We start from the raw sequence: 21,104 nt of genomic DNA on the forward strand, positions 1-21,104 counted from the left end.
CTTGCCTGTCCTCAAGTTTCGCGTCCAAGGGCGGGGAAGAATTGCAGCACCGCGCCGATGACGTAAAGATAGATCCCGGTCACGATAAAGAGAATGAGAGCCCATTCGGGCGTGTCGAAGCGCATCAGCAGTGAAAAAACGCCGAGCGCCGACCACAGGAAAAAGACGCCGAGATTGAGCGGGCGCAGCCGTTTGACGCGGACCGGATGGAGGAAGTTGATCGGCAGGAAGGTCAGCACCACCGAAACGATGACGACGGCGAGTGCCGTCGTCGCGCTCGCATCGATGACGAACAGGGTGAAGACGATCATATTCCAGACCACGGGAAAGCCGGAGAAGAAATACTCCTCGGTCTTCATGCCCATATCGGCATAATAGATGGCGCTGGAAACGACGATCATGCCGGCGGCGACAAAGGACCAGGGCTCGCCAATCATGCCGCTCTGATAGAGCGCGAAGGCCGGCAGCAGCACATAAGTGACGTAATCGATAATATTGTCGAGCGTGTCGCCCGACCAGTTCGGCAGCACTTCCTTGACGCGCACCTTACGGGCGATCGGCCCATCGATGCCGTCGACGAGAAGGGCAAGCCCCAGCCACCAGAACATGTCGATGAAACGATGTTCGGCGGCGGCCACAACGCCGAGAAAGGCAAGGAAGGAGCCGGAGGCCGTCAGGATGTGAACGGAAAAGGCGCGCATTTCCGCGTAAGGAACACGCTTGTAATTGAAAATCTTCATATTCCCCGACCGCCCTATCGCGCTCGCCCCGGCAAGCGTCTTTTTTGCCACCGACACCGATCCCGTCGCTGAATCGATTCCCGTAGATCCTTGTTGTCGCACCGCTTTTGCCGAAAACCGGCGTCCACATCAGGCGCGCCGCCCTAATATGCATCCTTTGCCGGGCTTCGCCAGCAGGAAATACGAATTGCCGGCCCGCCCCCGAGATCGCCATTGAATCCTGACAAAGACATGCATATTTCCCTTCAGGAGCGCTGCGTGGAATGGAATGCCTTTAATTCGAGCCCGATATGTAATATCTGCCTCGCATCCGATAGTTCATCCGACGAAACGGGATCCTCTACCGCAATGAACGCGCCTGCAAAGACCGAAGACTTCGCCTCGTCCATCCCCGCCGGCGTCTACGCCGAGACGGTGCTTGCCGTGACGCATTATACCGACCGGCTCTTCCGCTTCACGATGACCCGGCCGCAGGGCTTCCGTTTCCGTTCCGGCGAATTCGCGATGATCGGCCTGATGGTCGAAGGCAAGCCGGTCTTCCGCGCCTATTCGATCGCCAGCCCCGCCTGGGCCGAAGAGCTCGAATTCTTCTCGATCAAGGTGCCGGACGGCCCGCTCACGTCGCATCTGCAGGCGATCAAGCCAGGCGATCAGGTGCTGATGCGCAAGAAGCCGACGGGCACGCTGGTGCTCGATGCGCTGACGCCCGGCCGTCGTCTCTACATGTTCTCGACGGGAACGGGCGTTGCGCCCTTCGCCAGCCTGATCCGCGATCCCGAGACCTATGAGAAGTTCGAGGAAGTCATCCTCACCCATACCACCCGCGATGTCGCCGAGCTGAAATACGGCTTCGACCTCGTGCACGAGATCCAGAATGACGAGCTGCTGAAGGAAGTCGTCGGCGACAAGCTGCGCCATTATGCGACCGTCACGCGCGAAGACTTCGAATATCGCGGCCGTATCACCGACCTGATCTCGTCAGGCAAGCTGTTTACCGATCTCGGCGTGCCGCCGCTCGATCCGGCGATCGACCGCGGCATGATCTGTGGCTCCTCGGCCATGCTGAAGGACACCAAGGAACTGCTCGAAAAGGCCGGCCTCAATGAAGGTGCCAACAGCAAGCCGGCCGAGTTCGTCATCGAACGCGCCTTTGTCGGCTGACAGTTTTCCGACAAGCAGATCTGACAACGGCTCCGGAAACGGGGCCGTTTCTATTTTTGGGCGAGATAGTCGATCAGCTCCGCCATGGCGGCGCGCGCCTCCTTCGGCCGGCCCTGCTGAATGGCGCGAATGACGGCAACATGCAGCGCGATGGCGCGATCCATGCGCTCGGGGCTTGCGGTGGAATACCAGAGGCGGCGCGAATGCGTCTGCACCGGGCCGAGCGCTGCGACGATAAAACCGTTCGGGCAGGCATCCTCGAGGATTTCGTCAAAGGCCTTGTCGGGGGCAAAGAAGCCGGCGAGATCGCCGGTCACCGCGCATTCCTCCATCGCGCGAGCGCAGTCGCCGAGGCGTTCACGCTGCTCGCCGGTCGCCTGTTCGGCGGCCAATGCGGCCGCGATCGGCTCCAGTTCACGGCGCACCTGCATAACATTGCCGTGATCCTCCGCCGCGATTTCGGCCACCTGCAGCCCAACTCGCGGCTTGACGAGGATCAGCCCCTGCCAGGCCAGCTTCTGGATCGCCTCGCGCACCGGCGTGCGGCCATGGCCCGCCAGATCGATCAGCTGTTTTTCGGTGACAAGCGCCCCGGGCTTCAGGGCCAGGGTGACAATCAGGTGCTCCAGCGCGAGGTAGGCACGATGGCTTTGTGACGTCTGCATGCTGAAAGTCCGCTGCCCAATCTGATATATCACATAGTGGCACGGTCAAAAACCGAACACAAGTCGGCATTGAAATATGAGAATAGAGACAAATAGATAACATCGGTGTGAGTTTCGCGGACTCACGCGTCTACGCCGAAAGAACTTACTTCGCCGTTCCAACCTCCCTCATACTCGGCCTTGAGGCTTGAGCCGAGCATCCACACCGCATCCGCCAGCGGTAGCGGCATGGATCCTCGGCTCAAGGTCGAGGGAGGACGGAGAGTGGGGTTGGCGTTCCTCACAAACTCATGCCCAGCGTAAAGAGCCACTCGGGCGCTTCATCAATCCGACACCTGCCCCTCAGTCAGCTCTCGCGAAAAGCCCGGCTGGACACCGAAATCGAATTTTGTCAGGGTCTTTGGCATTGGCGAACACATAGCCGTCGGCTTGATGGAGAACACCGAACTCAAGGCCGTTCTCCGCGCAACGCCTGCAAAAGGCCTCGACATCCTCCACGTCGAAGATGAGCTTGACGATGGATTGGCCGCCCCGCTGTCCCTTGGCGGCCGGATGAAGCATTATATTGGCGCCACCGTCCTGAGCGACAAGTTCAACGATCCGGTCGCCCGGCAGACGTGTCGTCGTGAAGCCGAAGTGCTTCTCATAAAACCGTGCCATTTCCTCGACATTCCCAGCGTAGATCACCAGCCTGTTGAGCGGCATGATGCGGACCTCCGATAGCGCTTGCATCCGATTGATAGGAGTAGCGGGACATCGCGCGTTTTGCCACGCCGCTTCACTCGTGCCGCAGCGCCTCGATCGGGTTCAACTGGGCGGCCCGTCTTGCCGGGAAATAGCCGAAGATCATGCCGATTGCGGCGGAGAAGAGGAAGGCGACGGCGACCATCAGGGGGCTGAAGACGAAGGGGACTTTCAGGAGGGTGACCGCCACCAGGCCGAGGCTGAGGCCGAGCACAATGCCAGTGATGCCACCGAAGAGCGACAGCGCCACCGCTTCGACCAGGAACTGGGTGAGCACCTGGCTTTCGAGCGCGCCGATCGCCAGGCGAATGCCGATTTCGCGGGTGCGTTCGGTGACGGAGACCAGCATGATGTTCATGATGCCGATGCCGCCGACGAGCAGGCTGATGGCGGCGACCGCGCCGAGCAGGCCGGTGAGCAGCGTCGTCGTTCCGGTCATCGCCTCGGCGATCTGCGTCATGTCGTTGACGTTGAAATCGTCCTGCCGGCCGGGAATGATCTTGCGGCGTTCGCGCAGCAGGTTTTCGACATCGGACTGCACCTTGGCAGTCGACACGCCGTCGCGCGCCGAGATGACGATCTGCGGCACGTTGCTGTTGCCGCTGATGCGCCGCTGGAACACCTTGACCGGCATGATGACGACATCGTCCTGATCGGTGCCCATGCCGGACTGGCCACGCCTGGCGAGCACGCCGACGACAGGGCATGAAACCTTGCCGACACGGATCTGCTGGCCGATCGGGTCGGCGGCGCCGAAGAGCTGCGAGCGCACCGTCTCGCCAATGATGCAGCGGGACTGGCCGCGTTCCTCGGCGGGGCTGAAATTGCGGCCGAGCGCCAGGTTCCAGTCCTGCGCGATGAAATAGTCGTTGGTGGTGCCATAAACGCTGGTGGAATGATTCTGGCCGCCAAAAATGACCGTAGCCGTCGACTGATTAAGCGGCGCCACCGCCCTCAAGCCGCCGATCTGGTCGCGGATCGCGGCGACGTCCTTGACGCTGAAGCGCTTGGCCTCGGAGCTTGCCCGGCCGGGGCCGAACTGGCCGGGACGGACGAACAGCATGTTGGTGCCGAGCCGCGACAATTCGGTCGAGACCTGCGCGGTCGTGCCGTTGCCAATCGTCACCAGCGCGATGACGGCGGCCACGCCGATGACGACGCCGAGCACGGTCAGGAAGGAGCGCAGCATGTTGCGGCTGATGGCGCGCAGCGCAAGTTTCAGCGTCTCAAAGAACATGATCCGCCCTCCTCCGGTGCTCGACCTCGGTCTCCAGCTTGCCGTCGACAAACCTGAGCAGCCGCTCGGCATAGGCGGCGATATCGGGCTCGTGGGTGACCATGACGATGGTGATGCCCTGCTCGCGGTTCAGCCGTGTCAGCAGATCCATGATCTCGACGCTGGTCTTGGTGTCGAGATTGCCGGTAGGCTCATCGGCGAGCAGCAGCGCCGGTTCGGTGACGATGGCGCGGGCAATGGCGACGCGCTGCTGCTGGCCGCCTGACAGTTCCTGGGTCTTGTGATGTTCGCGGCCGGACAGGCCGACCAGCGCCAGCGCCTCGCGCGCCCGTTCGCGCCGCTCACGCACCGCCATGCCGCGATAGATCAGCGGCAGTTCGACGTTTTCGACCGCCGAGGTGCGCGACAGGAGATTGAAGCCCTGGAAGACAAAACCGAGCATATGGCGGCGCAAGAGCGTCAGATGGCTGCGGTCGAAGTCGCTGGTCGCAATACCTTGGAAGACGTACTCGCCCGACGTCGGCACGTCGAGGCAGCCGAGGATGTTCATCGCCGTCGACTTGCCGGAGCCGGATGGCCCCATGATCGCGACGAATTCGTGGGCGGCGATCGCCAGGTCGACATGGTCGAGGGCGCGGATCGCCGCCTCGCCCTCGCCGTAGATTTTCGAGACCTGCCTGAATTCGATGAGCGGCGGGCTTGTCATCCGTCTCTCCGCCTAATTCGTCCGCACTGCAGCGTCGGTCACCAGCGCATCGCTTTCCTTGATTTCGCCGGAGACGACCTGGGTGAACTGGCCGTCGGACGAGCCGACCTGGATGACGACAGGCGTGGAGCGGCCGTCGCGCAGCACCCAGACGCGGCGCTCCGTTCCCGTCAGCGCCTTGGCCGAATTGCCGCCGCGCCGGCGGGGCGGGCCGAAGATCCCCAGAATACCGCGGCCGCGCCGTTCGGCCTGCGGCGGAGCGTAACGCAGCGCGGCATTCGGCACCATCAGCGTATCCTTTACGGCCTCGACAGTGATATCGGCGGTCGCCGTCATGCCGGGGCGCAGCAGCAGGTCGGCATTGTCGACGGAGAGGACCGCCTTGTAGGTCACGACGTTGTTGACCACTTCGGAGGCGAAGCGGATCTGCTCGATCTCGGCGGGGAAGGACCGGTCGGGATAGGCGTCGACGGTAAATTTCGCCTTCTGGCCGACGGCGATCTTGCCAACATCGGCCTCGTCGACATCGACCTGCAACTCCATCTTCTTCAGGTCGCCGGCGATGGTGAAGAGGATCGGCGCCGAAAGCGAGGCTGCGACGGTGGCGCCGGGATTGACCGAGCGGGTGAGGATGACGCCATCAATCGGCGAGATGATCTTAGCCTTGGCGAGATTGACCTCGGCAAGCTGCAGGTCGGCTTCCGAGGCGAGCACCTCGGCTTCGTTGATCTGTTTGGCGGCGACAGCGGAATCATATTTGTAGGTGGCATCGTCGAGGCTCTGCTGGGTGGAGACATTACTCCTGACCAGGCTCTTCAGCCGCTCGAGCGAGGTGCTTGCCGATTCGAGATCGGCATTGGCCTTGGCGACGTTCGCCTTGGCCGAATTGACCTTGGCGCGCGAACTCTTCACATCCGCCTCGAGCTTGTTGGTGTCGAGCTGCGCTAGCACGTCACCCGCCTTGATCGTGCTGTTATAATCGACGTTGACGTCGCGGACCGTGCCGGAAAGCTCGCTCGATATATCCACCTGCTCGGTCGGCTGCACCGAGCCGGTGGCGGTGACGAGCACCGTCAGGGCGCCGCGTTTTGCCGGCTGCGTCGTGTAGCTCACTTCGCTTTGCCCGCTGCCGGCGTAGAAATAAGCGGCAGCCGCGGCGGCAACGGCGAGGATCAGCAGGATGAGCAGGCGTCCGCGCCAGCGGCTGCGCTTGTCCCGCTTTCCCGATGCGGCAAGAACCGCTGCGAGGTCGGGCGTCGCGCCCGCCTTTGCTCCGGTTTCGTTGCCGCTCACGATTTTGTTCATGTCATCCTCGATCAGTCAGTGGCCGCCTCGGCCCTGCAATGAACTAATCACACTGCAGATGAACCGGGAATTAGCGTTGCCGCCGAACTGGCACGGAATTGCGGACGGGCGAAATGAAATATTGGTAAGAAAAGTCAAGTTTTTCGGCGCGACAGAGCTTATCGCCCGAAAATGGGCAGCCGCTTGAAATCACGAGATGCGGAGAAACAAGGGCTGAGGCCTGGTAAGCGATCGGAAAGCGGCACGCTTCAGCGCCTGTCAATCGGCATCCTCGGCATATTGCCCCGCGCCCGGCAACTCACGCAGCCAGGCTTCGCGCCGCTTGATCCAAAGCTCCTGATCCGGCTCAAGGTCTGTCGGTGGACTGTCGAGCGAACCGAGACGGATTTCCACCGTCGCCTCCTGCAAGCAGAAAAGCCTACCGCCGCAGGCGGGGCAGAAGCTGCGGCCGGCAAAGGTTGAGATCTCGCCACTGTGCGAGAAGGCGCCGCGGGGCCAGACCGCGAAGAAGACGAAGGCGGAACCGCTCGATTTGCGGCAATCGGCGCAATGACAGAGGCCGACGCGGAGCGGCTCGCCTTCGACTCTGTAGACGACCGCCCCGCAAAGGCAGCTTCCGCTTCGCCTCCGCATCGCGACCGTCAGGAATCGAGACTGGTGGGCAGCCCCGGCGGGCGCCGCTTTGCCGCCATCAGCAGATCGAGTTCGGTGGCGGAGGGACCGAATTTCTCATAGAGACGCTTGGCCTCCTTGTCGTCCAACCGGTATTTCCTGGCGAATTCGCTGAAGCTGTAGGGGCGGCCACGCAGAACTCTTCGCGCCGGGGTCGCCATTTTCGGTGCGTCGGTCATGGTTTCCTCCTTTCATCGGGTCTCTTTTAAGCTAGAGCGGCCCTTCGATTTGGAAAGGAGTTGACGGGCCGTATCGGGAGGGTGAACCGAAAGGAATGCGGCTGATTTTGCGGGAACCTTTTCGCCGATACGCGGTTTTCGAAGCGAGGTTGCGGGCCGCGCCAAGCGGACGCGGCGGTGCTGGAGAACATAGGGATTTTTCCGCTTTCTCCCGATGGCCGACGAAATGGCAGACGAGCTCCCTACCCGCCCGGTCCGCCGCCTCATCGCACTCTCCGGCGACATCACGAAATATTAAAATGCGGAACGCATGCGCCGAAGCGCGGTTGTCAACACGAGGTCGACGTGGCCTCAGTTCGAAACCAAGGAGAACCAAATGGCAAACCAAGGTGGAACCCACGAACAGCACGTCAAGGCCGGGCAGCAGAGTCACAAGAACGACTCCAATACCCGCAACGCCTCTTCCGGTGGCCGCGACGCGCAGTCCAGCGGATCCCGCGGCGGCAGCCATGAACAGCATGTAAAGGCTGGTCAACAAAGCCACAAGAACAGCCACTGAGGCTGTCCTGGTAGCAAATTTGGCCCGTGCTTCGGCGCGGGCCTCTTTCGGAAGCGGTCACCGCTCCCTGCCCGTATTAAATTTAACGCGAAGCAACGCGAACATCCTTTGAATGAACAACGAAAGTCCGATGTATAAACCGCATATCTTAACGTAGCTCTTAATAAGATTTACCTCAACACCAGAATGCGTGCTAATAGAATATATGCTAGCCGGTGCCGTTGAGATTACCTCTGTAGAGGTGTACAGATACCCCAAAAACAAAAATACAGATATGGGAATAAGTTTTGGGACATAGCTGGTGTCCTTAACCCATACTTGGCTGACAAGCAGGTAGATAAAATAGATCAGCATGACAGCGCTGATCACGGAGCGCGTGGAAAGCAGTATGCAGCTATCATGCCTCGCATATCCAGCCCCCAGCAGGACATCGGCATCCTGAAGATTGGGCGGCCAAATTCTCATGTACATACTGTTTGATGCTAAATGACACGCAGTCTCAACATTCAACAAAAAGAAGCCATATGCCAAAACTGCAATAACAAGTGCAACTAACACCGCAAAGAGAAGCAACAAGAGCTGGCGTCGCATTTCCTTGCCCACCTCTCGTTCCTTTTTACCTGCGCTCTTTGGTGTATTCATCAGCGATCTACGCGAAAACAATTTCAACTTAAAGTTGAAGTGCGAGTATACGATTCTTTGTCAAGGATCACGGGAAGCTATAGAACTCCTGTAGATCGATCCATTCTGAAGCGCGCTCGGACGATCCTTGATCTCATGACAAACGTCGCCCATCCTCGCCAAAAAGGTGCAGCACAGCCGGGTCGAAGTTCAGAGGCAGACTGTCGCCGGATTTCATCCTCTGCTGGCCGGCAAAGACGGCGATCAGTTTCTTGCCTGAGGCATCGGTGTGGACGACGGTTTCGGACCCCAGTTCCTCGACAAGGGTGATCCGCGTGTCCAGCCGGCCTGCGGCGGCTCCATCGGCCAGAGTGATGTGCTGTGGCCGGATGCCGATGCTGACCCTTTCGCCCGCCGGAAGCGTCTCCTTGGCAATGACTGAAAGACGATGGCCGCCGACGGTTTCGACCTCGGCAAAACCGTTTTCGTGGCCGATGATCGAGCCTTCCAGGAAATTCATGTGCGGCGCGCCGATGAAGCCGGCGACGAAGCGGTTGGCCGGCTTGTTGTAGAGTTCCAACGGCGTTCCGATCTGTTCGATCCGGCCGCTTCTCAGCACGACGATGCGGTTGGCAAGTGTCATCGCCTCGACCTGGTCGTGGGTGACGTAGATCATCGTTGCCTTCAGACGGGCGTGAAGCGCGGCAAGCTCCGCGCGCATGGTGACGCGCAGCTCGGCGTCGAGATTGGACAGTGGTTCGTCGAGCAGGAAGGCATCGGGACGGCGGACGATGGCGCGGCCGATCGCGACGCGCTGGCGCTGGCCGCCGGAGAGCTGACCCGGACGGCGCTGCAGAAATGGCTCGATCTCCAACATGCGGGCGGCGTCGGTAATTCGCGCTTCGATCTCGGGCTTCGCCACTTTGGTATTCTCCAGGCCGAAAGCCAGATTTTCCCGCACGCTCATATGCGGATAGAGCGCATAGGACTGGAAGACCATGGCAAGGCCGCGATCGGCAGCGCCGATGGCTGTCACATCCTTGCCGTCGATGGCGATGCTGCCGCCTGTGGGCTTGTCGAGACCGGCAATCAGACGCAGCAGCGTCGATTTCCCGCAGCCGGAAGGGCCGACGAAGGCGACGAACTCGCCGTCATTGACGGCAAGCGAGACATCGCGGATGACCTCGACGGCGCCGAAATTCTTGACGATATTTCTGAGCTCAAGGCCGCTCATGCACTCTCCTCTGTCATCTTATTTCAGTCCGGAGCCGGCAATGCCCGTGGTGATGAAGCGCTGCAGGAAGACGAAGATCAGCACCACGGGGATCATCGAGACGACGGTCATGGCGAGGATATAGTGCCATTGCACATTGAGCTCGCCGGCATAGACGTTGAGGCCGACCTGCAGCGTATAGAGTTCCTTGCGCGACAGCACGATCAGCGGCCAGAGGAAGTCGTTCCAGCGCCAGACGACCGAGAAGATTGCCAGCACCGCGAGCGCCGGCGCCGATAGCGGCAGGATGATGCGCCAGTAGATCTGCCATTCGCTGGCCTTATCCATGCGCGCCGCGTCGATCAATTCGTCGGGGATCGTCAGCATATATTGCCGCAGCAGGAAGACCCCGGTCGGGGTGGCGACCGTCGGCAGGATCACGCCCCAGAGACTGTCGAAGAGGTTCAACGTGCCGATGACCGAATAGAGCGGCACGACGATGACCGAGAGCGGTACCATCAGCGTCGCCAGGATCATCAGCATGACGGCAGTGCGGCCGGGGAACTGGTATTTCGACAGCGCGAAGGCGGCCATGGAATTGACAAGCAGCGTGATTGCCGTCGCCGTCACCGTGACGAAGACCGAGTTGCGCAGGAACAGGAGGAAATCGAAGCGCTGGAATGGTTCGGTGTAGTTGCCGGCGGCGAATTCGACCTTACGCACCGGCGTACGATCCTTGATATTGACTTTGGCGATTTCACCCGGCTGTTTCGGATCGACCATCTGGCCCATGATACCGATGCGACGGACTTCAGCAAGCACGCGGCTGCTGCCATCCGGCATTACAACGTTATAGAGCGGCAATGGCTTATCATAGCCGGGCACGACAGCCTGCTCGGTGACATAGGGCAGTACGGAGGGCGGGAATTCGGCAAGGGCGGCCGGCGTCTTGAAGGAGGAGAAGACCAGCCAGACGGCCGGGCCGAACATCAGCAAGACGCCCGAGATCAGCCAGATCCAGGTGACGACGTCAGTCCAGTGCCAGCCCCGGCCGCCGCGGCGGCGAAGCAGAAAGGCGCCGACGGCGCTCATTGGCGTTTCCCCTTCTTCTCGTTACGGCTGCTTGCGGCGAGCTGGATCAGCGTCAGGATGACGAGCACGATGCCCATCAGGATCGAGGCGGCCGACGCAAGCCCAGGATTGCGCAGCGAACTCGCAAAGCCGGTCTCGTAAATATACTGGGTGATGTACATAGTGCTGGTGCCGGGGCCTCCGCCTGTGAGCACGAAGACCTCGTCGAAGATCTGCACGGCGCGGATCAGCGCCAGAACCAGGACGACGATGAGGTTCGGCATCAAAAGCGGCAGGGTGATGCGCCGAAAGATGCGGGTGGGGCTCGCCTTGTCCATCGCCGCCGCCTCATAGAGATCCTTCGGGATAGCCTGCAGGCCGGCAAGCAGGATCAGTGCATAAAAGCCCATATGCGCCCAGACCGAGACGAAGACGGCGAAGAAGAAGGCCCAGAAACGATCGCTGAGCCAGGAGAAGGGCTCGAAACCGAAGGGGCTTAACGCATAGTTCAACAGCCCCTCTCGCTGCAGGATCCATTTCCAGATCAGCCCGACGACAACAGGCGACAGCAACACCGGGAAGAAGAAGACGGCGCGCCAGAAGCCGCGATTGGAAAGCTCGCGGTTGAGAATCAAGGCCGTCGCCAGCGCTGCGATCAGCATCGCCGTCACCTGGAAGACGACGAAGACGGCAGTGTTGCGCACCGCCGCCCAGAAGGTGTCGGCCGCACAGGTCGAGGGGTCTAGATAGGAGCCGCAATCGAAGAGAATGCGGTATTGTTCGGCGCCGACATAGGTCCTGTTCGGCAGGAAAATGCCGCCGCCGCTGGTCGTCGAATAGATGAAGTTGATGACCAGCGGCAGGAGCACGAAGACGGTGAAGATCAGCATGTTGGGCGCCAGGAAGACGCCCGCCATGCCGTTGAGGCCCGTCAGCTTCTGCCAGGCGCGCATGGGCACGTCGACGAGCCCCATGACTAGCCGGACAGGCGCCAGAAACGCCTGCCGCAGTCCGGCCTTGGCCGGTGGTACGGAAGAAACCGTCTCGTCCGCCATCCGTTTTTCCCGTCAGTTGGCGCCGACCTTGGCCTTGATGTCCTCGTCGATGCGGGCATAGGCGTCGTCGAGTTTCATTTCGCCGGCGATCACCTGGCTGATGCGGGCGACGATGGCGCTGTAATAGGCGTCCGACCACTTCCAGCCCGGCAGTTTGACTGCGGGTGCGGCCGTCTGGCCGGCCGATTCGACGAAGGCCTTCAGCGCCGCCTGCACATGCGCATTGTCGGTCTTGAAGTCCATCTGGCCGGCGGCGACACCCTTATGCGCCGGAATGAACAGGCTGCGCTCGGCAAATTCCTTCTGCACGTCGGCGCTTGCCAGGTAATCCATCACCTTGGCGACGTCCTTGGGATTCTGGGTGTATTTGACGGCGACCAGACCGGCGCCGCCCAGCATGCCGGTGCAGGCGGCCGTGCCGCACGGGCTTCCCGCCATCACCCAGTCGAAACTGTCGCCGATCTTCTGGGCGAAGGCGGAAATCTGCCAGCTGCCGGAGTAATAATAGGCAAGGCCGCCATTGATGAAGTCCTCGGCCGCGGCGCGATAGGTGGTGCCGGCCGCACTCACCCAGACATCCTTGTTGACGATGCCCTCCTCGTTCCATTTGACGAAGCGGCTGAGGAATTCCTTGGCGCCCTGATCGATCGGCGCCGGCTTGCCGTCAGCGCCGATGTAGTTGGCGCCGTAAGAGATATTCGGGCCGGTGACGCGGTGGCCTGAGCGGTCGATCGCCATGGCGAAGACCTTCTGGCTGTCGGCGACCTTCTTGGCGGCCGCTGCCCAGTCATCCCAGGTGGCCTTCGGGCCGGGGATTTCGACACCGGCCTGCTCGAAAAGCGTCTTGTTAACGAAGCCGCCGGTCAGCGTCAGCTGGGTCATGAAGCCGGTGATGGCATTCGAACCGTCGGGGCGCATCCAGTCGGCTTGGGCGCCGAAATTGTCGTCCCAATATTTCGCATCGGCCAGCAGCGGGCGAAGATCGAGCCAGTGCTGCGCCTGCGCCTTCAGATTGGTGACGCGGGCAATGTCAGGCCCCTTGCCGGCTTCGAGCTGCACCGGCAGCTGCTCCTTGACGACGTCGTAGGAGACTTCGTCGAGGATGACGTTGACGTCGGGATTGGCCTTGGAGAAACGTGACAGCAGGTCCTTGATGACCGCGCCCTCGCCGCCGTCGGAATACCACATGATGCGCACGTCGCCGGCATTGGCGGCGACGGAACTCAAGAGAACCGCAGCAAAAGCCGCACCGATCGATTTCATTCTAGTCATTTTCTCCTCCTCTTGACCGATGAATTCCCGCGCCCGGCTGGGTCCTCCACCTGCCGGACATGTCGTCTACGAGGCCGCTCGCCGAGGCTGCCTGCCCGGTATCTTAAGATGTACCGCGTCTCCCCTGACCGACCAGTCCGACGGACGAAGAATGCGGCCTTCGGCACGCACGGTGCCGTCCTCCTCGAAGACGACCTCGCCGTAATCCGGATCGATGACGATCAATCCGCCCTCGCCGTCCCGCCGGGCCGAGATCGCGGCGAAACGACCCCGCATCCCATCCAGGCCGCCCTCACGACCGAGATCGGAGAGGCGGACGATCCAGCGGCCCTGGCGGCCGGAGAGCCGCAGCTCGACATCCGTGGTCGGGCCGTGCTTTACCGGCTCCAGCGGTCCGTTGCCGATCAGCATGGCGAGGCCGCCGCCGGAGCGGGCGAGCGCCAGATTGCCGTCGACCGCCGTCTCGTCGAAGGCCTCCAGCGGGAACCAGGCATGAGTGAAATCCGGCTGCCCCTCATGGATGTTGAAATCGAGAATGGCCAGATCGCGATATTGATGCACGCGCGGCAACGTTCCGCAGCCGCCCCAGAAGCTCGGCCGACCGTAACCGAACTGGATGGTTTCGCCGGGATGATTGATCCAGATCTGCGCTTCCGGCCGCTCACCCAAGCGCAGGTGCAGCACCGTCTCCTGGTAGCCCCAGGCGCCGGGGCGATAATGGGCGATGGTGCCGAGCGCGGTGTCGCGCGTCTTGTAGTGATAGAGGGCGGCGAACCGGTTCTCGCCCTGGGAAAAGGTCCATTCCTGCGCGTCGTCGGAACGGTGCGCGGCGATTTCAGCAAGCGCCTTCGGGAAATGCAGGCCATGATCGCGGATGCAGACGGCAAGCTGCGGCAGCGCGTGGACACGCCGGCCGTACCAGCCACGGCCCCAGAGCAGCCGGGCGATGGCCGACAGCTCGACCGAGCGGCCGGGACGCAGCGTATGTTCATAGGAGCGGCCCTGGCTGCCGGTCAGCATGCCGTGATGGGCGGAGCGGGCGACGATCTCCATCAGGCGGACGATGCTGGCATTGGCGCGGGCGCGGATCGTCTCATCCGGCGCACAGGCGGCGAGCGCCGTCAGGCCCTTCAGGTCGATCGGGAAGTAGGGAACGGAATTCCACTCGGCCATTTCCCAGCGCTCGAAATGATCGAGCCAGGCGCGAACCCGCTCCTCGCCGACCTTCATCTGCTCGGCGCCGGTGCGGCCTGAACGGACGAAAACGGCATCGGGGAACAGCCTGCCGCCGAGATAGGCGGCGGTGTGGAAGAGCAGCGCGTGGTTTTCCGAAAAATACCACTGAACGTCGTTGCCCGGCTCGTCCATCCAATAGCGGTAGCGGAGAACCGCCTGCTCGATCCTGGCGCACAGTTCCGGTGACAGATGATCGCTCCAGCGCGTATAGGCGAAGAGCAGCGGCACCAGCACGAAATCGGCGCAGTCATGACAATCCTCGATGACCGGCAGCATGGCCGAAATCATCGCCTCGGTCTCCTCGCCGCTTTGCCCTAGCGCCAGACGGGCGAAAGCGCAGACGGTATCGGGCTCGGAATGGGCGGCGACCTCGGCCAGCGCCTCGCCGATGCGATCTTCCAGCGCAGCCGGTGCTTGCCCCTGGCGTTGGGGATGACAGATCTCGACGCCGAGGGTGCGGGCGACGGACAGCGTACCGGTTTTGAAGGTGATGCGGAAATGGCGGAAATCGGCGGGCATGCGCGCCGAAGTACCGAGTTCCAGCTTGGTTGCGCCTTTCGCCAGCGCGAAATCATAGTCGAAGCGCTCGACCGACATGAAGTCGCCTTCGATCTCGACATGGCAGCTCAGCGCCACCGGCAGCGGCGCGGGAAACAGGATCGTCACGGCCTCGCCGAGATAGGCGGTGCGATCGAAGCGCATGCCTTCGAGGATCGCCTCCAGCCCGTCCGCCTCATCGGCGGCGATCGGAACGGGAAGTGATGTTTCGACTTCCGGCCCGTCGAGATAGTCCAGCTCGAAATAGAAGCGGGCGTCGCGCTCGGACAGATCGTCGAAATAGATGCGGATCTCGTTGAGGCCGGCCGTCAGCTCGACCTCGAAGGTCACCTGGGCTTCGAGGTTGCGCTCGTAAGGCGCCATGAAGCCCTGCTCGCTGCCATTGACGAAGAGGATGGCGCCGCCGCAGGTCGATAGGCGAAGCGTGGCTGGCCCGGCCGTGCGGGCATCGAGGAACGTGCGCGCCCAGCAGCCGATGCGTGTCGGGCGAAACCAGAAGCCGGAGAGATCGACACGCGGCGAGGCAAAGGGGAGCCACCAGCGGATGGCCTCGAATTCGGCTGCCGGTTGCGGCCGCCGGCCCGCGAAAGTAGCCTTGAATTCGGTGCGGCAGGGATATTCATGCGGAATGAAATTCTTCGTCTTGGTAACGAAGAAAAACGGATCCATCCTGCCTTCCATCGGACGGTCGGCGACATCGTAGCGCGCCTGCGAGAGATGGCCGAGCTGCCAATAGACGATCGGGCTATTCTTTGCGGTATCGCGGCGGAGATGGGCTTGCTGCTCAGCGGCCATCTGAAATCGGCTCCGGCCTTGGGATTTCCGAGAAAACCCCGACGCATGGATGGCGGTCAAGCCGCATCTTCAAAGCCTCCCTGCTTTGCCGCTTGTCGCGGACTCCTCAATGGCAATTGTGCATAGGCATTCCATTTGCGCAATCTGAAAGATTTTTGCATAAAGGAGCGGGAGGAAAACGACATGGCCCCGGATCAAAAGAAAGGCAGGCGCACGCGCCTCGACGACATCGCCGCCCGGTGCGGCGTATCGATCAGCACCGTGTCGCGGGCGCTCGCGGGTGAAAAGGGCGTCAGGCCCGAAATCCGCAAACTGGTGCTGGAAACGGCCAGTGCCGTCAGCTACGCCTTGCCGGCGAGTGTCGCCGGCAAGAAGGTGATGCTCGTCGCCTCTGGCGCGGCGATGATCGATTATGTCCGCAATCAGTTCACCCTCTACGTCCTCGAAGGCCTGAATGCGCGCGCGGCCGCGCTCGGCATCGAGATGGCGATGCGCCCGGTCGCCGACAAGGCAGACGAAGCCCGCGTCATTGCCGAGATGCGCGACGATCCGAGCTTTGGCGGCATGCTGATCCTGACCGTCGACGAGGAGGATATGCTGGCGGCGGCCGCGGGCTTGGGGAAACCGGTCGTGCTGGTGAATACCGACGATCCCTATATGCGGCTTTCAAGTGTGACGCCCTGCAACCGCTCGGCCGCCTTCATCGCTGCCGAGCGGCTGATCAAGGCCGGGCATCGGCAGATCCTTTTCATGCTGCGGCCGGGCCGGCGGACGATCGAGCGGCGTCTGGAGGGCTGGCGCGATGCCCTGCTGCATCACGGGCTGAAGGCCGGTGCCGAGCTGGTGCTCGAGGTCGACGACTGGCTGCCGGAACTGGGCGCCGAAGCCATCACCCGCCTCGTTCGCGACCAAGGTCTCACCTTCACCGCCATCCTGACGGCGGGCGACAGCCTTGCCAACGGCGCCATGCGTGGATTGCAGGCGATGGGATATGCGGTACCACAGGACATTTCCGTCATGGGCATCGACGACCTGCCGCAATCGGCCTTTCTCAATCCGCCGCTGTCGAGCGTGCATATCCCGATGCGCGAACTCGGCGCCACCGCGCTCGATCTGTTGCGCGACATGATGCTCGGCCTTGCCGCACCGCGCCGGCGCGTCGAGCTCGCCTGCCATCTCGTCGAAAGGAGCAGTGTCGCAGCCGTCAGCCGCTCCCAGGAGGCTGGGCTGCCGTCATGAAATTCCTGGCAATATCCGGAAGCGCCCGTCGAGCCTCGACAAACACCGCCCTCCTCCATGCTCTGCAAGCAGCTGCCGGCCGGACGCATGGGCTTTCGGTCTATGACCGTGTGGGTGAACTACCGGTATTTTCGCCCGACCTGGAGCTGGAACCGCCGCCTGCCGTGTCGGCTCTTGCTCAGGCGATCGCGGATGCGGATGGCCTGATCCTGGCGAGCCCCGAATATATCCGATCAATCCCGGGCGGCCTGAAGAATGCCATCGACTGGCTCGTCTCCCGCAACGAGGTGATCGGCAAGCCGATCGTGCTCGTGCATGCGTCGCACAGAGGCGATGACATGCTGGCCCAGCTTCGCGTCATTCTCGCCACGCTCAGTGAGCGATTCAACGAGGAGCTCTTCCTCCGGCTTCCTCTGATGAAACTATTACCTGATGAGGTTGCAGCGCAGCTTTCCGCGCCTCGGCCTCAGGAGGAGATGCGCCGGTTCCTCGACGCTTTCGCAAATTATTGCAAACCGGCCTGACGTTTTGCCTTACGCAGCGGTTCGGATCCCGTCAGGCTTCGATGAAGCTCGCCTCGAACAGCTCGCGCGCATAGGCATCATGGGTGGTGCCGGCCTGCAGATCCGCCTTGGTGAGTTCATCGACGAAGCCGCCGTTCTTCATGATCAGCACCCGGTCGCACATATGGGCGATGACCGCGAGATCGTGGCTGACGAGCAAATAGGTCAGTCCCTTTTCCTCGCGCTGATCGGCAAGCAGGTTGAGGATTTCGGCCTGAACGGAGACGTCGAGCGCCGATGTCGGCTCGTCCAGCAGCAGGATGGGCGGTGACAGGATCAGCGCCCGGGCGATCGCCACGCGCTGCCGCTGGCCGCCGGAAAGCTCATGTGGAAACCGGTTTGCGAAGCTTGCCGGCAGTCCCACCTGGATCAGGGCCCTTTCGACCTTCGACCAGATATCGGAATGGCGCATGGCGCGCAGCGGCTCGGCAAGCGCGGTGCCGATGCGATGACGGGGATGCAGCGAGCCGTAAGGATCCTGAAACACCATCTGGGCCGACGTCAGTTCCTCGCGGGAGCGCTTCTTGCCGATCGGTTTGCCGCCAAGCTCGATCTGACCGGTCCAACCGGCCTCCATGCCCGCGAGGCAGCGCAGCACCGTCGATTTGCCGCAGCCGGATTCGCCGACGATGCCGAGCGTCTCGCCCGGGCTGACCTGAAAGCTGATGCCCCTGACGACATGGTTGCTGTTCTTGCCGGAGGAGAAAACGACATCGAGATCACGCACATTGATCATTGCGCCGCCTCCAGATCGAGTTTCGCCCGGTCGAGAACAGCGAGTCGGCGGACGGGGTTCTTCGGGTCGGGCAGCGCCGATATCAGCCCGCGTGTATAGGGATGGCGTGCCTCTTCGAGACTGGTCAGCGTCTCGACGATGCGTCCGGCATACATGACGATGATGCGCTCGCAGAAGGCCGCGACCATGCGGATATCGTGGCTAATCAAAAGCAGGCCGGAATTGTTCTCGCGCACCAGCTCATCGAGCAGCAGCAGCACATCCTTTCGCACGCTGACATCGAGCGCCGAGGTCGGCTCGTCGGCGATGACAAGCTTCGGCCGCGCCAGCAGCATCATGGCGATCATCACGCGCTGGCCCATGCCGCCGGAGATCTGATGGGGGTAAAGCGCCATGACCCGGTCGGGATCGGTGATGCGCACGCGCTCGAGCATGGCGCGGACGGCATCCTGCGCCCGGTTGCCGCGAAGGCCGAGATGAAGACGGGCGGCTTCGGCAATCTGCTTGCCGATCGACAAGACCGGGTTCAGGGAATAACGCGGATCCTGCATGATCAGCGCGATGTCCTTGCCGCGGAGCGCACCCATCTGACGTTCGGTCTTGGCAAGCAGCGAACTGCCGGCAAGATCGAGGCGCTCAGCGGCGACCACCGCGGCCGGCGGCAGCAGGCGCATGACGGCGCGCCCCGTCGTTGACTTGCCGGAACCGGATTCGCCGACGATGCCGACGCGTTCGCGTCCGACGTCGAAACTGACATTGGAGACGGCGGGCACGGCGCCCCGTCCGAAGCGGACGCTCAGGTCCTTGACCGATAGAACGGGGTGAAGATCACGATCATTCATTTCACGACCTTGCATGGCGGGGATCCAGAATGTCGCGCAGAGCATCTCCGGCGATGTTGAAGGCAAGGCTGGTCAGCAGGATGGCGATGCCCGGCATGACCGCGACCCACCAGTAATCGAGCATGAACTTGCGGCCGTTGGAGATCATCGCGCCCCATTCGGGCGCCGGCGGCTGGGCACCGAGGCCGAGAAAGCCGAGCGAGGCCGCTGTCAGGATGATGCCCGCCATATTGAGGGTCAGGCGAACGACGACCGATGGAATGCACATCGGCGCGATATAGAGAAGCAGGATGCGCATCGCCGAGGCGCCATACAGGCGGGCGGCGACCACATAATCAGCGTTTCTGACGACAAGGGCCTCGGCGCGGGCAAGCCGGGCGATCGGCGGCCAGGCGGTGAGCGAGATGGCGATGATCGCCGTGCCGAGGCCGGCGCCGAGGGCGGCGGCAAAGGCGAGCGCCAGGATCAGCGACGGAAAGGAGAGCACGATATCGGTGGCGCGCATCAGAAAGGCATCGGTGTTGCCGCCGAAGAAACCGGCGACGATGCCGATCAGCAGGCCGATCGGGCCGACGATCAAGGACACCGACAGCACCGTCTGGATCGTGATGCGCGTGCCGAAGATCAGCCGGCTCAGAATATCGCGGCCGAATTCGTCGGTGCCGGCCAGATGCGCGAGGCTGGGGGGCTGCAAGGCATCGCCGAGCGACTGGATGGCGGGATCGTAGGGCGCCAGAAGCGGCGCGAAAATCGCGACGATGCAGAGCAGGCCGAGAATGACGAAGCCGGCAAGACCGAGCGGCTCATCGGCCAATTTGCGGCCGGCGCGGCCGAACGAGGCGGCAACGCGGCTCGGCATGCTCGGCGGACGGATCTGGATCTCGCTGTGGACGGCGTCGCTCATCGGGTTGCCTCCCGCATGCGCGGATCGAGCACGGCGTAGGCGACGTCGGCCAGGAAGTTCAAAAACATGAAGATGAATCCCACGATGATGGTGGCTGCGACGATGGCGTTCATATCGCCGATCATCAGCGCGTTCGTCATATATTGGCCGATGCCCGGCCAGGAGAAGACGATCTCGGTGACGACGGCACCTTCGAGCAGCCCGCCATAGGAAATGGCGAGGATGGTGATCAGCTGCACCGCGATATTCGGCAGGACATGGCGCAGCACCGTGCCGGTCGGGCTCACACCCTTGGCGCGGGCGGCGATGACATAATCCTGGCTCAGCTGCTCCAGCGTGAAGCTGCGGGTCATGCGGGTGATGTAGGCCATGGCGGCATAAGCCAGGATGAAGGCCGGCAGGATGATGTGACCGAGCGCGTTCCAGAAGATTTCCGTCTCGCCCTGCAGCAGGCTGTCGACCAGCAGCAGGCCGGTCTGCGGCGTGACAAGCCCTTCGTAGAAGACATCGACCCTGCCCGGCCCGCCGACCCAGTTCAGGCCGGCATAGAAGATGACGAGTCCGACGATGCCGAACCAGAACACCGGGATCGAATGGCCGACGAGGGCGACAACCCGGGCGATCTTGTCGATCGGGCTGTCGCGAAACAGCGCCGCGACCAGGCCGAGCGGCACGCCGACGAAGGTCGAAATGATCACCGCGAGCGTCGCCAGTTCGAATGTCGCGGGAAAGGCCTGTGCGAGGTCCGAAGAAACGGGATTGCCGGTGAGCACAGCCGTGCCGAAATCACCATGGGCGAGCCCGTTCAGATAGAGGAAGAACTGCTGATAGATTGGCAGATCCAGCCCCAGGCGCGTCCGCATCGCCGCATAGGCGGCGGGATCGGCGAGTTCGCCGACGATGGCGCCGACGGGATCCGTGGGCAGGACGCGGCCGATCACGAAGGTCACACACAAGAGGATGAACAGGCTGACCAGCAGATGCGCCAGGCGTCGGCCAAATTCGGCTACAGAGAGTTCCTTCATGATCGG

Annotated in this window: 21 protein-coding genes and 1 pseudogene; 4 read left to right on the forward strand and 18 right to left on the reverse strand. The window is 62.3% G+C overall.

Going from position 1 to position 21,104, the window contains the following annotated elements; translation table 11 throughout:
* Window positions 1-11 precede the first annotated feature (11 nt).
* Entirely contained in the window at window positions 12-740 is a 729-nt protein-coding gene (pcsA, locus tag MHI61_RS13100; RefSeq protein WP_239792316.1) for a phosphatidylcholine synthase, read from the reverse strand.
* A 348-nt stretch (window positions 741-1,088) separates the two neighbouring features.
* Between pcsA and MHI61_RS13105 the strand changes: the two genes are divergently transcribed.
* Window positions 1,089-1,901, forward strand: coding sequence for a ferredoxin--NADP reductase (locus MHI61_RS13105; protein WP_010060954.1), 813 nt, complete (start codon window positions 1,089-1,091; stop codon window positions 1,899-1,901).
* Between the two features lie 50 nt (window positions 1,902-1,951).
* Here MHI61_RS13105 and MHI61_RS13110 read toward each other — a convergent pair whose 3' ends face one another.
* The 7 genes and pseudogenes from MHI61_RS13110 to MHI61_RS13140 form a co-directional block, all read right to left on the reverse strand.
* Window positions 1,952-2,566: a GntR family transcriptional regulator gene (locus MHI61_RS13110; RefSeq protein ID WP_239792317.1), complete on the reverse strand. Its 615-nt coding sequence runs from the start codon at window positions 2,564-2,566 to the stop codon at window positions 1,952-1,954.
* Window positions 2,567-2,912: 346 nt separating this feature from the next.
* Window positions 2,913-3,271: pseudogene (locus tag MHI61_RS13115) on the reverse strand (VOC family protein).
* Window positions 3,272-3,344: 73 nt separating this feature from the next.
* Complete coding sequence (locus tag MHI61_RS13120; protein ID WP_239792318.1) at window positions 3,345-4,547, reverse strand: ABC transporter permease; 1,203 nt, start codon at window positions 4,545-4,547, stop codon at window positions 3,345-3,347.
* Complete coding sequence (locus MHI61_RS13125) at window positions 4,537-5,253, reverse strand: ABC transporter ATP-binding protein (RefSeq protein WP_097608012.1); 717 nt, start codon at window positions 5,251-5,253, stop codon at window positions 4,537-4,539. Before MHI61_RS13125 ends, MHI61_RS13120 begins: the two co-directional genes overlap by 11 nt.
* Before the next feature lie 12 nt (window positions 5,254-5,265).
* Window positions 5,266-6,558 carry an efflux RND transporter periplasmic adaptor subunit gene (locus tag MHI61_RS13130; protein WP_239792319.1) on the reverse strand — a complete coding sequence of 431 codons (1,293 nt, stop codon included), beginning with the start codon at window positions 6,556-6,558 and terminating at the stop codon, window positions 5,266-5,268.
* Between the two features lie 258 nt (window positions 6,559-6,816).
* On the reverse strand, window positions 6,817-7,191 hold the full coding sequence (locus MHI61_RS13135; protein WP_239792320.1) for a GFA family protein: 375 nt from the start codon (window positions 7,189-7,191) through the stop codon (window positions 6,817-6,819).
* An 8-nt stretch (window positions 7,192-7,199) separates the two neighbouring features.
* On the reverse strand, window positions 7,200-7,409 hold the full coding sequence (locus tag MHI61_RS13140) for a hypothetical protein (RefSeq protein WP_064683680.1): 210 nt from the start codon (window positions 7,407-7,409) through the stop codon (window positions 7,200-7,202).
* 376 nt (window positions 7,410-7,785) lie between these two features.
* Between MHI61_RS13140 and MHI61_RS13145 the strand changes: the two genes are divergently transcribed.
* Entirely contained in the window at window positions 7,786-7,968 is a 183-nt protein-coding gene (locus MHI61_RS13145; RefSeq protein ID WP_097608015.1) for a hypothetical protein, read from the forward strand.
* 57 nt (window positions 7,969-8,025) lie between these two features.
* Here MHI61_RS13145 and MHI61_RS13150 read toward each other — a convergent pair whose 3' ends face one another.
* The 6 genes from MHI61_RS13150 to MHI61_RS13175 form a co-directional block, all read right to left on the reverse strand.
* Window positions 8,026-8,610: a hypothetical protein gene (locus tag MHI61_RS13150; protein WP_239792321.1), complete on the reverse strand. Its 585-nt coding sequence runs from the start codon at window positions 8,608-8,610 to the stop codon at window positions 8,026-8,028.
* A 133-nt stretch (window positions 8,611-8,743) separates the two neighbouring features.
* Window positions 8,744-9,823, reverse strand: coding sequence for a sn-glycerol-3-phosphate ABC transporter ATP-binding protein UgpC (ugpC, locus tag MHI61_RS13155; protein ID WP_239792322.1), 1,080 nt, complete (start codon window positions 9,821-9,823; stop codon window positions 8,744-8,746).
* A gap of 18 nt (window positions 9,824-9,841) precedes the next feature.
* Complete coding sequence (locus MHI61_RS13160; protein WP_239792323.1) at window positions 9,842-10,894, reverse strand: carbohydrate ABC transporter permease; 1,053 nt, start codon at window positions 10,892-10,894, stop codon at window positions 9,842-9,844.
* On the reverse strand, window positions 10,891-11,928 hold the full coding sequence (locus MHI61_RS13165; RefSeq protein ID WP_239792324.1) for a sugar ABC transporter permease: 1,038 nt from the start codon (window positions 11,926-11,928) through the stop codon (window positions 10,891-10,893). The genes MHI61_RS13160 and MHI61_RS13165 overlap by 4 nt, the downstream gene beginning before the upstream one ends.
* 12 nt (window positions 11,929-11,940) lie before the next feature.
* Window positions 11,941-13,200 (reverse strand): ABC transporter substrate-binding protein, encoded by a 1,260-nt coding sequence (locus MHI61_RS13170; protein WP_239792325.1) that lies wholly within the window; start codon window positions 13,198-13,200, stop codon window positions 11,941-11,943.
* 66 nt (window positions 13,201-13,266) lie between these two features.
* Window positions 13,267-15,789: a hypothetical protein gene (locus MHI61_RS13175; RefSeq protein ID WP_239792326.1), complete on the reverse strand. Its 2,523-nt coding sequence runs from the start codon at window positions 15,787-15,789 to the stop codon at window positions 13,267-13,269.
* Window positions 15,790-15,972: 183 nt separating this feature from the next.
* Here MHI61_RS13175 and MHI61_RS13180 point away from each other — a divergent pair, with 183 nt between their 5' ends.
* Together MHI61_RS13180 and MHI61_RS13185 are read left to right on the forward strand one after the other, a co-directional pair.
* A complete protein-coding gene (locus MHI61_RS13180) occupies window positions 15,973-17,028 on the forward strand; it encodes a LacI family DNA-binding transcriptional regulator (protein WP_239792327.1) in 1,056 nt (351 codons plus the stop codon).
* Window positions 17,025-17,552, forward strand: a complete 528-nt coding sequence (locus tag MHI61_RS13185; RefSeq protein WP_239792328.1) for an NADPH-dependent FMN reductase — start codon at window positions 17,025-17,027, stop codon at window positions 17,550-17,552. The genes MHI61_RS13180 and MHI61_RS13185 overlap by 4 nt, the downstream gene beginning before the upstream one ends.
* Before the next feature lie 31 nt (window positions 17,553-17,583).
* Here MHI61_RS13185 and MHI61_RS13190 read toward each other — a convergent pair whose 3' ends face one another.
* From MHI61_RS13190 to MHI61_RS13205, 4 genes are read right to left on the reverse strand one after another with little or no spacing between them, the layout of a single operon-like run.
* Complete coding sequence (locus MHI61_RS13190) at window positions 17,584-18,327, reverse strand: ABC transporter ATP-binding protein (protein WP_239792329.1); 744 nt, start codon at window positions 18,325-18,327, stop codon at window positions 17,584-17,586.
* A complete protein-coding gene (locus MHI61_RS13195; RefSeq protein ID WP_239792330.1) occupies window positions 18,324-19,169 on the reverse strand; it encodes an ABC transporter ATP-binding protein in 846 nt (281 codons plus the stop codon). Before MHI61_RS13195 ends, MHI61_RS13190 begins: the two co-directional genes overlap by 4 nt.
* 1 nt (window position 19,170) lies before the next feature.
* Entirely contained in the window at window positions 19,171-20,073 is a 903-nt protein-coding gene (locus MHI61_RS13200; RefSeq protein WP_239792331.1) for an ABC transporter permease, read from the reverse strand.
* On the reverse strand, window positions 20,070-21,098 hold the full coding sequence (locus MHI61_RS13205) for an ABC transporter permease (RefSeq protein WP_239792332.1): 1,029 nt from the start codon (window positions 21,096-21,098) through the stop codon (window positions 20,070-20,072). Before MHI61_RS13205 ends, MHI61_RS13200 begins: the two co-directional genes overlap by 4 nt.
* Window positions 21,099-21,104 lie beyond the last annotated feature (6 nt).

The sequence above is a fragment of the Rhizobium sp. K102 genome (assembly GCF_022385315.1).
GTDB classification, from domain to species: Bacteria; Pseudomonadota; Alphaproteobacteria; order Rhizobiales; family Rhizobiaceae; genus Rhizobium; species Rhizobium croatiense.